Source organism: Mesorhizobium sp. B2-1-8, assembly GCF_006442545.2.
Classification (GTDB): Bacteria; Pseudomonadota; Alphaproteobacteria; order Rhizobiales; family Rhizobiaceae; genus Mesorhizobium.
In genome coordinates this window covers 339,814-357,449 of sequence record NZ_CP083952.1, presented here as the reverse complement: position 1 = coordinate 357,449, position 17,636 = coordinate 339,814, and the positions used below count along the sequence as shown (strand labels likewise).

Here is a 17,636-nt window from a genome sequence, read left to right as displayed (position 1 = left end):
GCATGACCTCGACACTTCTGCGTGGCCGCACGCTGTCCTTCGTGCGCTGGCCGCAAACCATCGACGACCACTCCGCCTGGCGCTACGAGGAGGATGGCGGCCTGCTGATAAGCGACGGCAGGATCGTTGCAGCAGGCGCCTATGCCGAGGTCGAGAAACAGGCCGGCGAGACGGTGAAAAAAATCGATCACCGGCCGCATCTGCTGCTGCCGGGCTTCATCGATGCCCATGTGCATTTCCCGCAGATGCAGATCATCGCGTCCTATGGCGCCGAACTGCTCGACTGGCTGAACACCTACACCTTTCCCGAAGAAACCAAATTCGCCAACGCTCAGCATGGCCGCCGCATCGCGCGCCTGTTCCTTGACGAGACGGTGCGCCACGGCACCACGACGGTTGCCGCCTATTGCTCGGTGCACAAGGCCTCGGCGGAAGCCTTCTTCGCCGAGTCGCATGCGCGCGACATGCTCAACATCGCCGGCAAGGTGATGATGGACCGCAACGCGCCCGAAGGTGTGCTCGATACGCCGCAATCCGGCTATGACGATACCAAGGCACTGATCGCGGAGTGGCACGGCAAGGGAAGGCAGCACTATGCCATCACGCCACGCTTCGCCATCACCTCGTCACCGGAGCAGATGGAGATGGCCGGCGCGCTGAGCCGCGAACATCCCGGCCTGCACATGCAGACGCATCTGTCGGAAAACCACGCCGAGATCGCCTTCACGCAGCAGCTCTACCCTTGGTCGCGCGACTATACCGACGTCTACGAGCATTACGGGCTGCTGGGCAAGAAGAGCCTGTTCGGCCACTGCATCCATCTGTCGGAGCGCGAGGCGGACGCGCTTTCGGATAGTGGTTCGGTGGCCGTCTTCTGCCCGACCTCGAACCTGTTCCTCGGCTCAGGCCTGTTCGACTATCAGCGCTTTCGCCGCCGCGACAAGCGGTTGCGCATAGCGTCCGCCACCGATGTCGGCGGCGGAACCAACTATTCCATGCTGCGCACCATGGATGAGGGCTACAAGGTGATCGCGCTCAATGGCGAGAAGCTGAACCCGTTCCAGTCCTTCTGGCAGATCACGCGCGGCAATGCCGAGGCGCTGTCGGTGGCTGACAAGATCGGCACGCTGGAGCAAGGCACCGATGCGGACATCGTCGTGCTCGATGCCCGCGCAACGCCCGCCATGCGGCTCAGGATGGAAACGGCCGAGACGCTGGCGCAGGAATTGTTCCTGCTGCAGACGCTGGGCGACGACCGCGCCGTGCGCGAGGTCTATGTCGCGGGGCGGCCTGCCAAGAGCGACATCGCGAATTAGGCGCTGCTCGTGCGTTCCTTGCTTGACCCAGCGGCAGCCATCGGTCAAAGCGTGCGACGAAGTTGACAGGGGAACGACATGGCCGTTGCTGACGACATCGCTCTGATCAAGAGACAGGAAGAGACCCTTGTCTTCAAGGCTTTCGACGAGGCCGTCGCCTTCGAGATCGGCGCAGCCATCCGTGGTCGTGCAATTGCCGAGAATCTGCCGATCATCGTCGATATCAGGCTATGGGATCGGCCGCTTTTCTATGCCGCCATGCCGGGGTCGAATGCATCCAATCCCGACTGGGCGCGGCGCAAGATCAATGTTGTCAAGCGCTACCTCAAAAGCACCTACCGTCTGGTTCTGGAGCAGCAGCGCTCCGACCGCACCTTCAAGATCGGCGAGGGGCTGGATATTGCTGACTATGTGCTCGCCGGCGGCGGGTTCCCGGTCGCGGTCAAGGGTGCCGGTGTCATCGGCGTGATCGCGGTGTCCGGCCTGCCGGAGCGCCAGGATCATGGCGTGGTGGTCGATGCGCTGTGCGATCACCTGGGCATGGACAGGCGCGGACTGGCGCTGTCCGCGGACCCCGAATGACCGTGCCCGATCCCAAGGCTTTTCTTACCTCGATCTTCAATGCGGCGGTCGCAGCCGCCGACCCGGAGCGCACTATCCGCGACCATTTGCCGGCCAGGCCCAGGGGCCGCACCATCGTCATCGGTGCCGGCAAGGGCTCGGCGCAGATGGCGGCGGCGTTCGAGAAGGTTTGGGATGGCCCGATCGAAGGGCTGGTCGTCACCCGCTACGGCTATGGCGCCCAATGCGAGCGCATCGAGATCATCGAGGCGGCGCATCCGGTGCCGGACGCCGCCGGGCTCGAGGCCTCGCGGCGGCTGCTGGAGAAGGTGCAAGGGCTGACGGCGGACGATCTGGTCGTAGCGCTGATTTCCGGCGGCGGCTCGGCGCTGCTGCCGTCTCCCGCTGCCGGCCTAACACTGGCCGACGAGATCGCCGTCAACGAGGCGCTGCTCGCCTCGGGCGCGCCGATCGCGGCGATGAACACCATCCGCAAGCACCTCTCCACCATCAAGGGCGGCCGGCTGGCTGCCGCCGCCTGGCCGGCCAAGGTGGTCTCGCTGGTGGTCTCCGACATTCCCGGCGACAATCCGGCCCTGGTCGCATCAGGCCCGACCGTTCCCGATACCGGCAGCCGTGAAGACGCGCTGGCCTCGATATCCGCCTACGGCATGAACCTGCCGGCCTCGGTGATGGCGCACATCCAGTCGCCGGCGGCCGATGCACCAGATCCCGACGATCAGCGCTTTTCGCGCAACGAGGTGCATCTGATCGCCTCTGCCGGCGTGTCGCTGGAAGCGGCAGCAGTGGAAGCGAGGCGGCAAGGCATAGAAGCCGTCATCCTTTCCGATGCAATCGAAGGCGAAGCACGCGAGGTCGGCGGCGTCCATGCGGCAATCGCCCGCGAAGTGGCGACGCGCAGCCGGCCCTTCCAAAAGCCGGTTCTGATCCTTTCGGGCGGTGAGACCACCGTGACGTTGCGGGCAAAGGGCAAGGGTGGCCGCAACTCGGAATTCCTGCTCGCCTTCGCCATCGGCATCAGCGGCGTGGAAGGCATTCACGCCTTGGCGGCCGATACCGACGGCATCGACGGTTCTGAAGACAATGCCGGTGCCTTCGCCGATGGTTCGACGGTTTCGCGCATGCGCGCGGCAGGCGTCGATGCCAAGGCGATGCTGGCCGGCAACAATGCCTGGACAGCCTTCAACGCCGTCGGTGATCTTTTCGTACCCGGCCCGACCGGCACGAACGTCAACGATTTGAGGGCAATTCTCGTTCGTTAGCGTACGTCGCATGAAAACAAGCGTGAGCGCCGCCCCTCATCCGCCTGCCGGCACCTTCTCCCCGTAAAGTGACGGGGAGAAGGAAGCTAACCGCGTTTTGGCGCTTTTCTTGCAACATTGGTGATTGGCGAAAGTGGCAGGTACAGCGCATTTCTCCCCGTCACTATACGGGGAGAAATGTCCGGCAGGACAATGAGGGGCGGCGCTCACCGGCAACCTTTATCCGGCATGTCGAGGTCGTTTCGGCGCGAAACGCTCCAGCTTCGGCAGCCAATCACGTCCCCATCAGCCGCTTCACCTGCTTCATATCGCGCAAAAACCGCTCGCGTTCAGCTTCCTTGTCGGCGTGATCCCGAATGCGCAGGATGAAGGAGGGATGGACGGTGATGAAGACACGCAAGCCATCCTCGCGTTCGATCATCTGGCCGCGCATTTTCGTCACCGGTGTGGCTTTGCCGAGCAGCGACAATGCTGCCGTGGCGCCGAGCGCCACGGCGAGGTTCGGCTTGATCAGGTCAAACTCCTGGTCGAGCCACCAGCGGCAGGCTTGAACCTCGCCGACATTGGGCTTGGAATGGATGCGCCGCTTGCCGCGCGGTTCGAATTTGAAGTGCTTGACCGCGTTGGTGACGTAGACCTTCAGGCGGTCGATCCCGGCATCATCCAATATGGCATCAAAGATCTTGCCGGCCGGCCCCACGAACGGCTGGCCGACGAGGTCTTCCTGGTCGCCCGGCTGTTCGCCGACAAAAATCACCTTGGCATTGTCAGGCCCTGCACCGAATACGGTCTGCGTCGCATCGCGCCAAAGCGGACAGCGGCGGCATCCCTTCGCGGCCTCGCGCAATTCGGGAACCGTGTCCGCGGCATCGTCATCAGGCATCTCGGCTGGCTCACGCTTCGGCCAGCGCCTCGCCTGCACCTTGGCATGGTGCGGCGCAGGCGTTGTAGGCATCTTCGCAATCATATCCCTGGCGGCCTTGTCCGCTCCCGCGACCAAATCAGGAATGAGCGAGGCCTCGGGAAGTTCCGCCGATATTTCTGTCTGGAAGGCCGGAACGCCACCTCATTCGATGGTGGCGGCGAAAAAGTCATCGCCGTCGGGTCGTCCAGCCATCAGACTTCATGCAGGTAGAGGTGATAGTCCAGTTCGCTGACCGTACGCGCCACGCGCAGGTATTCGGACTGCTTGATCGCCACGAAGGTGCGGTGCAAGTCCTCGCCGAGCGCGCCCTTCAGGAAGCTGGACGCCCTGGCCGCTTCGATGGCGGCGCGCCAGTCGGCGGGCATCGTCGTACGGGTGACGGCTGCCTCATAGCCATTGCCAGTCGTTTCAGGACCTGGATCGAGCCCTTCGTCGAGGCCTTTGACAATGCCGGCGAGCACCGTCGCCGCAATCAGATAGGGGTTGGCGTCGACGCCGGACGGCCGATGCTCGATGCGCCGGTTTTTCGCGTCGCCCGCCGGCACGCGCAACGCCACCGAGCGGTTGTTGACGCCCCAGGTCGGTGCCACCGGCGCATAGGATTGCGAGACGAAGCGGCGCCAGGAATTGGCGTGCGGCGCAAACACCAGCATCGATTCCGCCATGGTCTGGATCAGCCCGCCGAGGCCACGCAGCAGCGGCAGCGACCAGTTTTCGCCGGCGGCTTCCGAAAAGACGTTTCGGCCGTCCTTGTCCTGCAGCGAGACGTGGAAATGCATGCCGGAGCCGGCATATTTCTCGATCGGCTTGGCCATGAAGCAGGCGGTGACGCCGTGACGGCGCGCCTGCGCCCGCACCAGCCGCTTCAGCATGACCAGATCGTCTGCCGCCCGCATCACGTCCTTGCGGTAGTTCAGCGTCAGCTCGTACTGGCCAGGCGCATATTCGGAAATCACCGTCTCGGCCGGAATGCCTTGCGCCTTGGCGGCGGCGTAGATGTCGGAGAACAGCGGCTCCATGCCGTGCAGATGGTCGACGGAATAGACTTCCGTCTTGCCCGAGACGCGGCCGTCGAGCACCGCGCGCGCCGGCTGCACCTTGCCGTCGGCATCGCGTTCATTGGCCAGCAGAAAAAACTCGAGCTCGAAGGCGCCAGCCGGATGGAGGCCCTTGGCAGCCAGTATGTCGACCTGCCGGGCAAGCGCCAGCCGCGGGTCCGATGACATTGGCTGGCCGTCGAGATGATACATCGCCATCAGCACCTGGCCGCGCGGCGGGTTCGTGCCGTAAAGCGGCACCAGCGTGCCGGGAATCGGCCAGGCCCTGAGATCGCCGTCGCCGCTGTCCCAGATCAGCCCGGTTTCATGCACATCCTCGCCGGTGATGTCGAGGCCGAGGATCGAGATCGGCATGTGCCGGCCGCCCTCGAAAATGCTTTTCAGCTCATGCCGGCGCACGATCTTGCCGCGCCCGACGCCATTGGCGTCGGTCAGCACGATATCGAAGGCCTCGATCTCGGGATGGGCGTCGAGGAAGGCTTGCGCCTCGGTGGGCGTCGAGCCCGAAGGTGAACTCATGATGGAACTCGGGTTTGGCTTGGTGGCTTGTCTCATGCCGCGAGCTTTGCCGCAACCGCGCCAAACGCGCTGATCAGCCGGTTGACCTGGGCGCCTGACGTCGCTGGCGAGATCAGCATCATGTTGTGGAAGGGTGCGATCAGCACGCCGCGATTGACCAGCGCGACATGGATGGCGGCTTCCAGTTCCGGCGCATGCGCGCCCTCGGCCTCGGCGCCATTGCGCAGCGGGCCGGGCGCGCAGATGAACTCGACGCGGGCCCCCACACGGGAAACATGCCAGGGCAGGTTGTAACGATCGATCACGCCGGTCAGTCCGGCATCGAGCCGCCGCGCCAGATGATCCATGCGGTCGTAATTCTCCTGCGTCATCACCTCCTCGAGCGTGGCGCGCATGGCGGCGAATTGCAGCGGGTTGGCCGACAGCGTCGTGCCCATGCCGGAATAACCCGGTTCTTTCGTCCTGTTGTAGTCGGCATAGCGCGAGGCGACTTCATCGCTCATGCCCCACACGCTCGCCGGCACGCCGCCGGCAATCGGCTTGCCCAGCACGAACAAGTCCGGCTCCAGCCCATATTTCCTGGTGTAGCCGCCCGGGCCGGTCGAGATCGTGTGCGTCTCGTCGATCAAAAGCAGCGTGCCCGCTTCGCGCGTCAACTTTCGCAGCGCCTCATGGTAGCCAGGATCCGGCAGCACCATGCAGGAATTGGTCAGCACCGGCTCGGCAATGACGCAAGCGACATCCCTGTCCTTCAGCGCTGCTGCCAGTGCGGCGACATCGTTGAATTCGATGACCTTGGCCGTGCGGGTCAGGTCGCGGAACTCGCCCGCCAGTCCTGGCCGATTGACGGGCTTGCCGTCGATCAGCCGCACCATCGTCTCGTCCACCGAGCCGTGATAGCAGCCATTGAAGACCAGGATTTTTTCTCTCCCAGTGATGGCGCGGGCGACGCGCAGCGCGAACCGGTTGGCGTCGGTCGCCGTCGTCGCGATCTGCCAGAACGGCAGGCCGAAGCGCTGCTGCAGCAGCGGCCCGATGGCCAGCGCATCGTCGGATGGCAGCATGTAGGTCAGGCCGCGCCCGGCCTGGCGGCGAATGGCACGCGCCACCGGTGGCGGCGAGTGACCGAACATCGAACCGGTATCGCCGAGGCAGAAATCGTCGAGCTTGTTGCCGTCCATGTCGGTGATCGTGGCGCCTCGGGCGCTGTCGACCAGGATCGGAAACGGCGTCGGCCAGTCGTTCATCCAGTGCATCGGCACGCCGCCGAAGAAGCCGGGCAGGCCGTTGCCGACCTTGGCTTGCGATCTAGGCCGCGCCTTGCGGAAGGCAGCGCCTTCCGCCTCGCGCAATTGCGCAATGCGGTCGCGGCTGATGCCGCCTACGGGCGTCGAACTGTCGTTGTGCATGAAAACCCCTCTGGCGCGCCCCTCATAGCCAATCCACCTCCTCAACGGCAATTGGCCGCGCGTCCGTTCTGCATTGGCTCAGCCCGTGCTGGGCGCGCTTGACGCTCTGCGCGAAGTCGGCGTCAATGGGAACGGCAATTGGGGCAAGGGAAATGCGGACGATCATCTGCGTAGCGGCACTGTTCCCGTCGGCTGGCACGGCGTCCGCGACCGGCGGTATTTGGTGCTCCGTCGATGATCCACAGGTGAAATTCCAGGTCGATACCGGCGTCACCACCGGGATGGGCGGCCCGACCTTCAATTTTCGCGGTGACCTCGAAATCAAGGCAAGGCCCACCGGCGATCAACTGCGAAAGACCACTTTTGAGAACTCCAACCTCACCCAGTACTGGCTCGACGACAAGGAATTGCGGCTGAACATCTACCACGAGCAGGAGGTGGCCAAGACCTACAGTTCGGTCGAACTGACGATCCTGACCAGGGCCAGCGACGAAGGGGTCTATGATGGAGATTACAAGCTCGGTGTCTATGACGGCACGGCCGACAAGGACAGCGATGGCAAGCCCGTCGATCTGATTGGCAAGGTGTCCTGCGGCGCCGAGTGATCGGCCATCCGGACTACGCAGTGATGTCGATGACGCCGCAGTCGCCGGCGGCACTGCCGAAGGCGACACGGCGTTCTTCCTTGTCCCACATCATCGCGGTGATGGCGCCTTTGCCCGGGCGCCGCAAAAGCACTTCCTTGGCATCGGCGAAGCGCACCGCCATCACCATGCCGTCGTCATAGCCGACAGCCACGACGTCCTGGCTCGGATGGCAAGCGACCGCCGTCACCATGGCGTTGCCGCGCGTGCCGAGTTCCAGCGGCGCCTTGCCCATCGGTCCGTCCTTGCCCGAGAACGGCCAGACGATCGCCGCCGGCGCGCCGGAACTGGCCAGCCATTTGCCTTTCACGCTCCAGGACAGGCTTTTGACCTTGCCCGGATAGCCGCTCATGCGCATGTGCTTGCCGTCGGCGAGCTTCCAGCCATGGAGGGCGTTTTCCTGCATGGTGGTGACCAGAAAGGCGCCGTCCGGCGAGAAGGTGATGCCGGTGTGGGCGCCCGCCCATTCGAGCTCCACCGGCTTGCCTTCGGCGGCCGGGAAATGCAGCGTCGCGCCATTGTAGCGGGCGACGGCGAAGCGCATGCCCTTTGGCGAGAAGGCCAGCCCCTCGACCGAGCGCGGATGGGCAAATTCCCGTGTCTTGCCGTCGGCGAAGCGCACGAAGGCGGTCTTGCCCGTGGCATAGGCGATGGCGCCTTGCGGCCCGGCGGCAATGCTGGTGATCCATTTCTTGCCGGCGCTCGCCACCTCCTGGGTCTCACCGCCGGTTTTCACGGCAAACACCTTGCCGTCCTCGCCGCCGGTGATCAGCCGGTCGTTGGCCGCGTCATGGAAGGCGGCAAGCAGCCCATCGTTGGCCTGCACCGTCTTGTGGCCATTGTCGAGCCGATGGACAGCGCCATCGGCCAGCGCGAAATGCGGCACGTCGCCGAGGAAGACGGCGGCGACGCAATGGCCTTCGAGATCAAGCGGGGCGACTGTGGGCATGATTGTCTTCGTTCAACTGGATGAGATTACAGAGTCGGCTTACTCGACGTTTGCGGTTCCGGCAACCGGCAGATCAGATGGCGAGAGGCTGTCATCAAAGCAGCCCCTTCGCCCGCAGATCGGTTGCGAACGTCGCCAATGGCATGACCAAGATCAGGTTCGATCCCTGGAGGCGCTCGGCCCCGTAACTGGCATACCATCTTGCGGCCCGCTCGCTCTTGGCATCGATGATGAGCAGGATGCCGCCACCTTCGCCGGCAAGTCGCAAGCAGCGCAACGCGGCGGCGGCAAGCAGTTGACCTCCGAGGCCTTGCCTGGCGACGCTGCGGTCGGTCGCCAGCCGGGCAAGCTTGAAGCCGGAAACCTCGTGCCGCGCCAAGCCTCTCGTCATCGTCTCCGGCACGGTTTCGTGAGCAATGGCTGACGGCGCGATCGTATAGAAGCCAAGGATCCGGTCCAAAGCCGCATCGTCGATCGCACAGAAAGTCTTGGCGGCATTCTGTTCGTGGCTTTGCCGCGCGAACCGCCGCAGAAAATCGTTCATCTGCGCATCGCCGCAATCGAACGAGGCCCGATCATGGCGTTTCGCAATCGGCTCCTCGTGCCAGGCGGGAAGCGTCACAGAGTATCCGGCAAGGCCGCGATCGCTGCTCGGAGCTTGGCATTGGGTTTCGGCGGGTTCTCCAGCAGATCGAGTATACGTGTGAAATCGCGGTCGGACACTTTCGCAACCTCGGCTGCTTCGATTACGGCCTGTGCTTCGGGAACCACCTTGTTGAGAATAAAGTCGGTAACGTCCTGATGAGACAGCGCAGCGGCGCGCGCGATCATCGCCTTCTGTGCAGGCGCGATGCGGATTTGATAGCGCTCGGTTTTGGTGTCGGCCGACCTGGGCATCGGAAATCTCCTCGGGTCCATGTACACATGATATGTGTACATGGACCCATAGTCAATCTCGAAGGTCCATCAACACAGCCTTACGAGGCCTGGCAGGCCTCAAAGCTCTTCTTCAGCCGCTCGGCGTCGAGTTCGCGGCCGATGAACACCAGCCGGCTCTCATGCTTCTCGCCGTCTTTCCAGGCGCGCTGGTGGTCGCCTTCGATGATCATGTGCACGCCCTGGATGACATAGCGCTCGTCATCGCCCTTGAGCGCGATGATGCCTTTCAGCCGCAAAATGTTGGGGCCTTCCATCTGGGTGATCTTCTCGATCCACGGGAAGAATTTCTTCGGGTCCATCTCGCCGCCGCGCAGCGATACCGACTGCACCGTCACGTCATGAATGTCGGAAGGATGCGCATGATGGTGGTGGTCGTGCCCATCATGGTCGTGGTGGTCATGGTCGTGATGGTCATGATCGTGGTCATGTTGGTCGTCATGCGCCTCGAGGAAATGCGGATCGTTTTCCAATGCCCGGGACAGGTCGAAGGCGCCGCGGTCGAGCACTTCCGACAGCGCCACGCCCGCGCGGGTGGTGCGGTGGATCCTGGCCGCCGGATTGATGGCGCGGATCGTCGCTTCGACCTTGGCGAGTTCTTCCGGGGTGACGAGGTCGGTCTTGTTCAGCACCACGACGTCGGCGAAGGCGATCTGGTCCTCGGCTTCCTTGGAATCCTTCAGCCGCAGCGGCAAATGCTTGGCGTCGACCAGCGCCACCACCGCATCGAGCTTGGTCTTGGAGCGCACGTCGTCGTCCATGAAGAAGGTCTGCGCCACCGGCACCGGATCGGCGAGCCCGGTGGTCTCGACCACGATGGCGTCGAAGCGCCCGGGCCGGCGCATCAGGCCCTCGACGACGCGGATCAGGTCGCCGCGCACCGTGCAGCAGACGCAGCCATTGTTCATCTCGTAGATTTCCTCGTCGGATTCCACGATCAGGTCGTTGTCGATGCCGATCTCGCCGAATTCGTTGACGATGACGGCGTAGCGCCTGCCGTGGTTCTCCGACAGGATGCGGTTGAGCAGCGTCGTCTTGCCGGCGCCGAGATAGCCGGTGAGAACCGTTACGGGAATCTGCGTCTGTGCGTCGCTCATGGCTTGCCTCGAAATGACTAGGCCCTGAAATTCAGGCCGCGAAAGGGGATTGTCGGTTCCATATAGGATGTGCGCCGGGCTTTTGCACGGGCAAACCATGGGCCAAAGTGACATCGTGGCTGAGGAAAGCGGTCGCCGCCTTGGCGATGGAATGATCAAGGGGCTTCTTGCCAGGGCTGTCGGTCGTCGGATCGCATTCGCGCGGCGGTTGCTCCGAATTCCCTTCACGCGAAACTCGTTTGTCATCTAACTGAAATAAACATCTGGCATCACCACGGCGGGCACCGCAAATGCTTGCCGGCAAAGCTGTTTGGTATGCCGGAATCTTTTCGATCGTCGATTGCCAACCGGCCGGCTGCGTCTATGCTGTGCGCACCGGTACGGCCGAAGAGGGATGACCATGGCCAAGGCGGACAAGACTGCAACGATGAGCCGGCTGCATTCAGCGGCAAGGCTGGCAAGGACCGCACTGGCGGCACGGCTTCTGGCGCACGGCTTCTACGCCGGCCAGGACCAGATCATGCTGTCGCTGGACCGCGAGGACGGCCAAACACCGGGCAATCTTGCCGGGCGTCTTGGCGTGCGTCCGCCGACCATCACCAAGACCATCAACCGGCTGCAGGCGCAGGGTTTTCTGGAAAAACGCGCGTCGGAATCCGATGCCCGCCAGGCGCATATCTTTCTCACCGATACCGGCCGTGAGACCATCCGCGCCATCGAGAAGTCGGTGAAGAAGACCGAAAAGCAGGCGCTGAAAGGCCTCGACAAGAAAGACCAGAAGGCGCTGTTCAAGCTGCTTGCCCGGATCGAAGCCAACCTCTCCAACGAGGAACTGGTGCTGATCGATGACGACGCCGAGACGGACGACTGATCTCTTCGGCAATCAGGCTGCCGCGGCAGCTCCGTGGGTCAAGGACGACCAGCGTCCCGGCGTCATGCCGAACGCCTTCTTGAATTGCCTGTTGAAGTGACTCTGGTCGCTGAAGCCGGCTTCGATCGCGATCTGCGCCAAGGGCTCGCCGGCGGCGATCATCCTGCGCGCGCTCTGAAGCCGGCGCATCACCAGGAAACGATGCGGACTGGTCGAGAAGGCCGCGCGGAAATGTCTCGACAGGGCATAACGGTCGAGGCCCGTGATGGCTTCCAACTCGTCCGAACGCACGGGCCGGTCGAGGTTTTCCGTGAGATATTCACGCGCCAGTGTCGCCGCCCGCCATGCCGTTCCGGCGAGTGGCTTTGCCGGTTGACCGGCATGCCGGGCCAGGCTTTGCATCAGCTGCGCCAGGAAGTCGTCGACGAACAGCTCGTCGAGTTCCTGCTGCAATGGCCCAAGCGCCGAAAGCAGCGTCGCGCAGAAGGCATCGTCCGTCACCACCCCGTCCCTGACGAACGGCAGCGCCGTGCCGCCGAGACAGTCGAGCATCAGTGACGGCTCGAGATAGAGCATCCTGTAGCGCAGGCCTTCCTCGGTGCCCGCGCCGCCATCGTGCAATTCGTCCGGATGCAGCACGATGACCTGACCGGGCAGGCTCAGCCTTGCCGCGCCGCGATAGCGGAAGGTCTGCACGCCGCGCAACGTCACTCCAATCGCATAGGTGTCGTGGCGATGCGGATCGAAGGCGCTGCCATGAAACCGCGCCTCGATGCGCTCCATCCCGGCGGGGTCGGGAGCGGAGATGATGCAGTTTTCAGCGGCATCGGCGCACAAACGTCCAAGACCCTCGAAGGCCTGGCGGTCTAGTTCGAACGACATCGTCTCCTTCAGCCTCGCGATACGGGGCCCAACCTCGAATGGTCCATTTTCTCATGTTCGATACGAAATTTGCAATCGTACTGCGGGAAGATCTGCCCGTCTGGCAGAAACTCAACGTCACCGCCTTCCTGACCAGCGGCGTCGTCGCGCAGTTTCCCGACATCATCGGCGAGTCCTATCGCGACCGCGCCGGCAATCTCTACAACCCGCTGTCGGTCCAGCCGGTCATCGTGCTGTCCGCGGACCAGGCAACGCTCGCCGCGATCCACCGGCGCGCGCTGGAACGCGGTGTCGCCACCTCGCTCTATGTCGAGGAGATGTTTTCCACCGGCTTCGACGCCGCCAACCGCGCCGTCTTTGCCGAATTCGCGCCCGAAGACGCCAAGGTGGTGGGCATCGCGCTGCGTGCCGACAAGAAGGTCGTTGACAAGATCACCAAAGGCGCCCGCATGCATGCATAGAGGCAAACTCACAAACTCAATCGACTGGCTGCCGCCGATCGAGAAGAGCGGCATACAGTGCCGCCAGCAATGCGAATCCCGCCGACACCAGCATCATGGAAAAAAGCGCTGGAGCTGAATCTGCAAGAAACAGCCCGGCGATGGAGGCGATGAGTGCCCCGCCGCCGATCCTCATTGCGGCGGCTAGTCCTGCCGCGGTGCCAACCAGATCCGGCCGTACAGACAACGCGCCGCTGTTGGCGGCGGGCATGGTCAACCCGTTGCCGACGCCGATGAACATACAAGGTCCAAAGAAGGCCAGAACGTGAGCGGTGCCAAAGCTCGACAGAACCAGGCCGATCAGCAGACCCGTGCAGGTCATGAGGCGTGCAAAAACAAGTGTGGCGCTCAGCGAGATCTTCGAGGCGTAACGCCCGGCCAAATAGCTGCCGAGAATGAAGCCGGTCGGGATTAATCCCATGTAAAAGCCGAGCTTCATGCTCGATCCACCGAGCGCATCACCGACGATCAATGGCGCTCCTCCGAGGAACACATAAAGCACGCCCATCGAGCAGGCCATGCACAGGGTGTGTGCCCAAAACCGCGCTGACCGGAGGAGCAGTCCATATGAGGCAACGTAGTTCCCATTGGATCGCGACAATGGGATGGTCGTTCTTCCGAGCTCGCGCATGGATAAGGCCAAGGCGGCCGCGCCGAGGATCGCGAAGACAATGAAGCTCGATCGCCATCCGAACAGTTCGTCCAGCGACCCCCCAAACAAAGGACCGACCATGGGTGCGAACGCCCAACCCATGGCAAGATAGCCAAATTTGCTGGCGGCCTCGCGCTCACCTGATGTCTCTTTGATGATGACCAAGGCGACGGAGTAGCAGGGGCCAATGCAAGCTTGCATAGCGCGAAACAGAAGAAAAATGCCGATGTTGGGGGCCAGGGCGCAGCCGATGGACGCGGCGACGAAGATCGAGAGAGATGCCAAGACGACCAGCCTGCGCCCAAATCGGTCCGATATCATGCCGCCGACGGCCTCTATGAGGGCCGTGATGATCGCAAACCCGGCAACCGACAGATTGACCAATGCGAAATCAGCTTGGAACGCTGCGCCAATGTTCGGCAGCGAAGGCAAAATCATGTTCACCGGCAACACCGCAAGAGCCGAAAGCAAGATAAGAGTAGTTAGCCGGGGTTGGACTGCCGGTTCGGAGAATGTCATTTTCCTGATTGTGTCCGTGGTCGGACTCGGAATGGGGTTCTCGCTCGCCATGATCTCGTTCGCCTTGTCAGTGGGCTTAAAGTGAGGGTCTGACGGGGCGGCCTAGATTCCGGGCATAAAAAAAGGCCCCGTCAGGAGCCTGCTTACCGCGCATGGGCGCTTTCGCCGGACGGTTACACCATCCTGCCCATGCGCTCTCTTACCACGATGAAAATCATTGCGATGTTCATGCTATCAGGGCTAGGCGGAAAGGTGCATGTCGTCAAGGCAGCATGCTTACGACGTCGATCAACAAAAAAGACCACGGAGCCTGCACTCAGACTTGAGCTGAGCGGGTACTAAGCCTGTCCTGGCGTCTCGTTGTGCCAGACGCTTTTGGCTTGCCGGCAAGCGACAATTCCCGCAAAGGTGGGGCTCCAGCCCAGCTTCTCCCCGGCCTGCACGTGAATCCTTCCCAAAGATATGTCGAAAGCGCGACGCCGCCGGTGGCGGTCCTGTGCATGCTGACCACCTATGTCTTCTTCACCTTCCTCGACACCTCCAGCAAGTATCTCGTCCTGGCCGGCGTCTCCGTGCTGATCGTCGCCTGGGTGCGCTTCGCCGTGCATGTCGTGCTGGTCGGGGCGCTGTTGCGTGGCTGGCGCGAGCCGGTGCGGTTTCGCCCGGTCAACCTGCCGGCGCATGTGATGCGCGGCGCCTTCCTGTTCGGCTCGACCATTTTCAACGTCCTGGCGCTGCGCTCCCTGCAGCTGGCCGAGACGACATCGATCTATTTCTTCGGGCCGATGGTGATCACCGCCCTTGCCGGCCCGCTGCTCGGCGAATGGGCCGGGTGGCGGCGCTGGCTGGCGATCCTGGCGGCTTTCGCCGGGGTCTTGATCATCACGCGGCCGGGTGTCGGTGTTTTCGGCATCGGACATCTCTTCGCGCTCGGCTCGATGCTGTCGAACTGCTTCTATGTGATCATGACGCGCCGCATGTCGGCGACCGAGACGCCGGAAAGCCTGATCCTGTTCTCGGCGCTGGCGCCGGCGGTGCTGCTTTTGCCCCTCCTGCCGTTTTCCTTCTCCTTGCCGCATGATGGCTGGCACTGGTTCGTCCTGCTCATGCTTGGCGTGTTCGGCGGCGTCGGCCACTGGCTGCTGGTCCAGGCCTATCGGCTGGCGACGACCACGGCGCTCGCCCCCTACCCGTATTCGCAGATGGTGTGGATGATCCTTTCCGGCTGGATCGTCTTCAAGCAGTTCCCGGACCGCTGGACGCTGGTCGGCGCCGCCATCATCGTCGCCAGCGGCCTCTACATCGTCCATCGCGAACATCGGCTTCGGCTGCGCAGCCGCGCGGCCTCCGATGTGGAAGCGGAAGCGCTGGCAAAAAAACTTTGATTTGCCTCCGATCGGTGGCATAACGCCGCCTTTAAACAGTTTAGGTCTGGAATTCAGGCCTGTCGGGGAGCGCGGGTCACTGGCACAGAAGATCAAGCTTTCGACGATCGCGGATGCGCTCGGCGTGTCCACGGCCACGGTTTCGCTGGCGCTGCGCGACAGTCCGCTTGTCGCCGGCTCGACACGCGACCGCATCAAAGAACACGCCCGCACCATCGGCTATATCTACAACCGCCGCGCCGCCAGCCTGCGCACCTCGCGCTCGGGCATCGTCGGTGTCGTCGTGCACGACATCATGAACCCGTTCTTCGCCGAGATCCTGCGCTCGATCGAGAGCGAACTCGACCGCAGCCGGCAGACTTTCATCCTGTCCAATCACTATGATCAGCTCGAAAAGCAGCGCACCTTCATCGATACGCTGCTGCAACTCGGCGCCGATGGCGTCATCATGTCGCCGGCCATTGGCACGCCCGCGTCCGACATCGTCATGGCCGAGGAGAACGGTCTGCCGGCGGTACTGATCGCCCGCACCGTCGAGGGCGCCGACGTGCCGGTGTTTCGCGGCGACGATGCCTATGGCACGGGCCTCGCCACAAACCATTTGATCTCACTCGGCCACAAGCGCATCGCCATGATCGGCGGCACCGACCAGACCTCGACCGGGCGTGACCGCTACCAGGGCTATGTCAACGCCATGGAGGCTGCGGGGCTCGAGGTCAGCCCGTCCTGGCGTATCGCCGGCCCGCGCACCAAGCAGGCCGGTTTCGAGGCCGCCGGCCAATTCCTGGCGCTGAAGGACAGACCGACCGCCGCCTGCTGCTGGAACGACCTCGTCGCCATCGGCCTGATGAACGGCATCGCGCGCGCCGGCCTTGTGCCGGGCATCGACATCTCCGTCACCGGCTATGACGATCTCGAAGAGGCGGCGATCGCCACGCCGGCGCTGACCACCGTCTGGAACGGCCAGCGCGAGGTTGGCCGCCGCGCCGCCAGAGCGCTGCTCGACAAGCTCAACGGGCAGACGGTGCGGCCCTCGCAGGAATTGATCAAGCCGGAACTGCATGTTCGCCAGTCGACCGGCAAACCGGTGGAGCGTGCATGACCAGGGCCGAAAATCTGCAAGCCGTTGCCATTCTGGTGCCGGCGGACTTCAGCGACCACGCCATTGGGCGCATCGAGCGGACATTCAGGCGCGTCGGCATCGAGCGCGCCGATCCGGCGTTGGTCACCGAGGAGATGCGCCGCACCGTGCGCGGCATTGCATCCTTTGCCGGCATCAGTGCGGCGATGATGGATGCGTTGCCCAACCTCGAACTCATCGCCTCTTTCGGCGTCGGCTACGATTCGGTCGATGTCGGCCATGCCGCGGCGAAGAATATCATGGTCACCAACACGCCCGACGTGCTGACCGAGGAGGTCGCCGACACCGCGATCGGGCTGCTGATCAACACGGTGCGCGACCTGCCGCGCGCCGAGACCTGGCTGCGGGACGGCAGTTGGGTGCGCAAGGGCAACTATCCGCTGAGCCGGCTGACCTTGCGCGCGCGCCGTGTCGGTATTTTCGGCATGGGACGCATCGGGCAGGCCATTGCACGGCGGCTGGAGGCGTTCGGACTGCCCGTCGCCTATCACAACCGGCGTCGTGTCGAAGGTCTTGCTTACCAGTACCATCCGACGCTGAAGAGCCTGGCCGAGGCAGTCGACACGCTGATTTCCGTGGCGCCCGGCGGTGCTTCGACACAGAAAGCGGTCAATGCCGAAATCCTGTCGGCGCTCGGCGCCAATGGCGTCTTCGTCAACATCGGCCGCGGCAGCACGGTCGACGAGGCGGCGCTTGCGGCCGCTCTCGCCGACGGCACCATCGCCGCCGCCGGGCTCGATGTCTTCGCCGACGAGCCGAATGTCCCCAAGGCGTTACTCGACCTGCCAACCACCTCTCTGTTGCCGCATGTCGGCTCGGCCTCGGAGCACACGCGCCGCGCCATGGCCGATCTTTGCGTCGACAATCTGGTGTCATGGTTCAGCGAGCGCCGCCCGCTGACACCGGTGCCCGAGACAGTTGACGTGAAGGCGCGCGCTTGAGCGCCGGGCTTTGCCCTATTTATTAACGCCCGCTTAACCCTTTGAAAT

General features: G+C 63.4%; 18 protein-coding genes. 9 read left to right on the top strand and 9 right to left on the bottom strand.

The window, feature by feature from the left end:
• The first annotated feature begins 2 nt into the window (after positions 1-2).
• The 3 genes from guaD (at position 3) to FJ970_RS01625 (ending at position 3,160) form a co-directional block, all read left to right on the top strand.
• Complete coding sequence (guaD, locus tag FJ970_RS01635; protein WP_140757139.1) at positions 3-1,316, top strand: guanine deaminase; 1,314 nt, start codon at positions 3-5, stop codon at positions 1,314-1,316.
• Between the two features lie 78 nt (positions 1,317-1,394).
• Entirely contained in the window at positions 1,395-1,898 is a 504-nt protein-coding gene (locus FJ970_RS01630; RefSeq protein ID WP_140757137.1) for a heme-degrading domain-containing protein, read from the top strand.
• Positions 1,895-3,160: a glycerate kinase gene (locus FJ970_RS01625; RefSeq protein WP_140757135.1), complete on the top strand. Its 1,266-nt coding sequence runs from the start codon at positions 1,895-1,897 to the stop codon at positions 3,158-3,160. The genes FJ970_RS01630 and FJ970_RS01625 overlap by 4 nt, the downstream gene beginning before the upstream one ends.
• Positions 3,161-3,434: 274 nt before the next feature.
• On the opposite strand, the gene FJ970_RS01620 is transcribed toward FJ970_RS01625, so the two are convergent.
• The 3 genes from FJ970_RS01620 to FJ970_RS01610 all read right to left on the bottom strand — a co-directional run bounded on the left by FJ970_RS01620 (position 3,435) and on the right by FJ970_RS01610 (position 7,071).
• On the bottom strand, positions 3,435-4,115 hold the full coding sequence (locus FJ970_RS01620; protein WP_265336213.1) for a UdgX family uracil-DNA binding protein: 681 nt from the start codon (positions 4,113-4,115) through the stop codon (positions 3,435-3,437).
• A 161-nt stretch (positions 4,116-4,276) separates the two neighbouring features.
• Positions 4,277-5,662, bottom strand: a complete 1,386-nt coding sequence (locus tag FJ970_RS01615; RefSeq protein ID WP_181178392.1) for a glutamine synthetase family protein — start codon at positions 5,660-5,662, stop codon at positions 4,277-4,279.
• A 32-nt stretch (positions 5,663-5,694) separates the two neighbouring features.
• Positions 5,695-7,071, bottom strand: a complete 1,377-nt coding sequence (locus FJ970_RS01610; protein WP_140757129.1) for an aspartate aminotransferase family protein — start codon at positions 7,069-7,071, stop codon at positions 5,695-5,697.
• Positions 7,072-7,223: 152 nt separating this feature from the next.
• On the opposite strand from FJ970_RS01610, the gene FJ970_RS01605 reads away from it, so the two are divergent.
• Positions 7,224-7,676 (top strand): hypothetical protein, encoded by a 453-nt coding sequence (locus FJ970_RS01605; protein ID WP_140757127.1) that lies wholly within the window; start codon positions 7,224-7,226, stop codon positions 7,674-7,676.
• A 13-nt stretch (positions 7,677-7,689) separates the two neighbouring features.
• Here FJ970_RS01605 and FJ970_RS01600 read toward each other — a convergent pair whose 3' ends face one another.
• From FJ970_RS01600 to FJ970_RS01585, 4 genes are all read right to left on the bottom strand, one after another.
• Positions 7,690-8,664, bottom strand: coding sequence for a WD40 repeat domain-containing protein (locus FJ970_RS01600; protein ID WP_140757125.1), 975 nt, complete (start codon positions 8,662-8,664; stop codon positions 7,690-7,692).
• 94 nt (positions 8,665-8,758) lie between these two features.
• Positions 8,759-9,286 carry a GNAT family N-acetyltransferase gene (locus tag FJ970_RS01595; protein WP_140757123.1) on the bottom strand — a complete coding sequence of 176 codons (528 nt, stop codon included), beginning with the start codon at positions 9,284-9,286 and terminating at the stop codon, positions 8,759-8,761.
• Positions 9,283-9,561 (bottom strand): DUF1778 domain-containing protein, encoded by a 279-nt coding sequence (locus FJ970_RS01590; RefSeq protein ID WP_140757121.1) that lies wholly within the window; start codon positions 9,559-9,561, stop codon positions 9,283-9,285. The genes FJ970_RS01595 and FJ970_RS01590 overlap by 4 nt, the downstream gene beginning before the upstream one ends.
• 80 nt (positions 9,562-9,641) lie before the next feature.
• Positions 9,642-10,697: a CobW family GTP-binding protein gene (locus FJ970_RS01585; RefSeq protein ID WP_140757119.1), complete on the bottom strand. Its 1,056-nt coding sequence runs from the start codon at positions 10,695-10,697 to the stop codon at positions 9,642-9,644.
• Between the two features lie 400 nt (positions 10,698-11,097).
• Between FJ970_RS01585 and FJ970_RS01580 the strand changes: the two genes are divergently transcribed.
• Entirely contained in the window at positions 11,098-11,568 is a 471-nt protein-coding gene (locus tag FJ970_RS01580; protein WP_140757117.1) for a MarR family winged helix-turn-helix transcriptional regulator, read from the top strand.
• A gap of 12 nt (positions 11,569-11,580) precedes the next feature.
• Here FJ970_RS01580 and FJ970_RS01575 read toward each other — a convergent pair whose 3' ends face one another.
• Positions 11,581-12,450, bottom strand: coding sequence for an AraC family transcriptional regulator (locus FJ970_RS01575; protein WP_140757115.1), 870 nt, complete (start codon positions 12,448-12,450; stop codon positions 11,581-11,583).
• Between the two features lie 53 nt (positions 12,451-12,503).
• Here FJ970_RS01575 and FJ970_RS01570 point away from each other — a divergent pair, with 53 nt between their 5' ends.
• A complete protein-coding gene (locus tag FJ970_RS01570) occupies positions 12,504-12,911 on the top strand; it encodes a DUF2000 family protein (protein ID WP_140757422.1) in 408 nt (135 codons plus the stop codon).
• Positions 12,912-12,927: 16 nt separating this feature from the next.
• On the opposite strand, the gene FJ970_RS01565 is transcribed toward FJ970_RS01570, so the two are convergent.
• On the bottom strand, positions 12,928-14,172 hold the full coding sequence (locus FJ970_RS01565) for an MFS transporter (RefSeq protein ID WP_140757113.1): 1,245 nt from the start codon (positions 14,170-14,172) through the stop codon (positions 12,928-12,930).
• Positions 14,173-14,621: 449 nt separating this feature from the next.
• Here FJ970_RS01565 and FJ970_RS01560 point away from each other — a divergent pair, with 449 nt between their 5' ends.
• From FJ970_RS01560 to FJ970_RS01550, 3 genes are all read left to right on the top strand, one after another.
• On the top strand, positions 14,622-15,506 hold the full coding sequence (locus tag FJ970_RS01560; protein ID WP_181178390.1) for a DMT family transporter: 885 nt from the start codon (positions 14,622-14,624) through the stop codon (positions 15,504-15,506).
• A gap of 124 nt (positions 15,507-15,630) precedes the next feature.
• On the top strand, positions 15,631-16,608 hold the full coding sequence (locus tag FJ970_RS01555) for a LacI family DNA-binding transcriptional regulator (RefSeq protein WP_265336212.1): 978 nt from the start codon (positions 15,631-15,633) through the stop codon (positions 16,606-16,608).
• Positions 16,605-17,588, top strand: coding sequence for a 2-hydroxyacid dehydrogenase (locus FJ970_RS01550; RefSeq protein WP_140757109.1), 984 nt, complete (start codon positions 16,605-16,607; stop codon positions 17,586-17,588). The genes FJ970_RS01555 and FJ970_RS01550 overlap by 4 nt, the downstream gene beginning before the upstream one ends.
• Positions 17,589-17,636 lie beyond the last annotated feature (48 nt).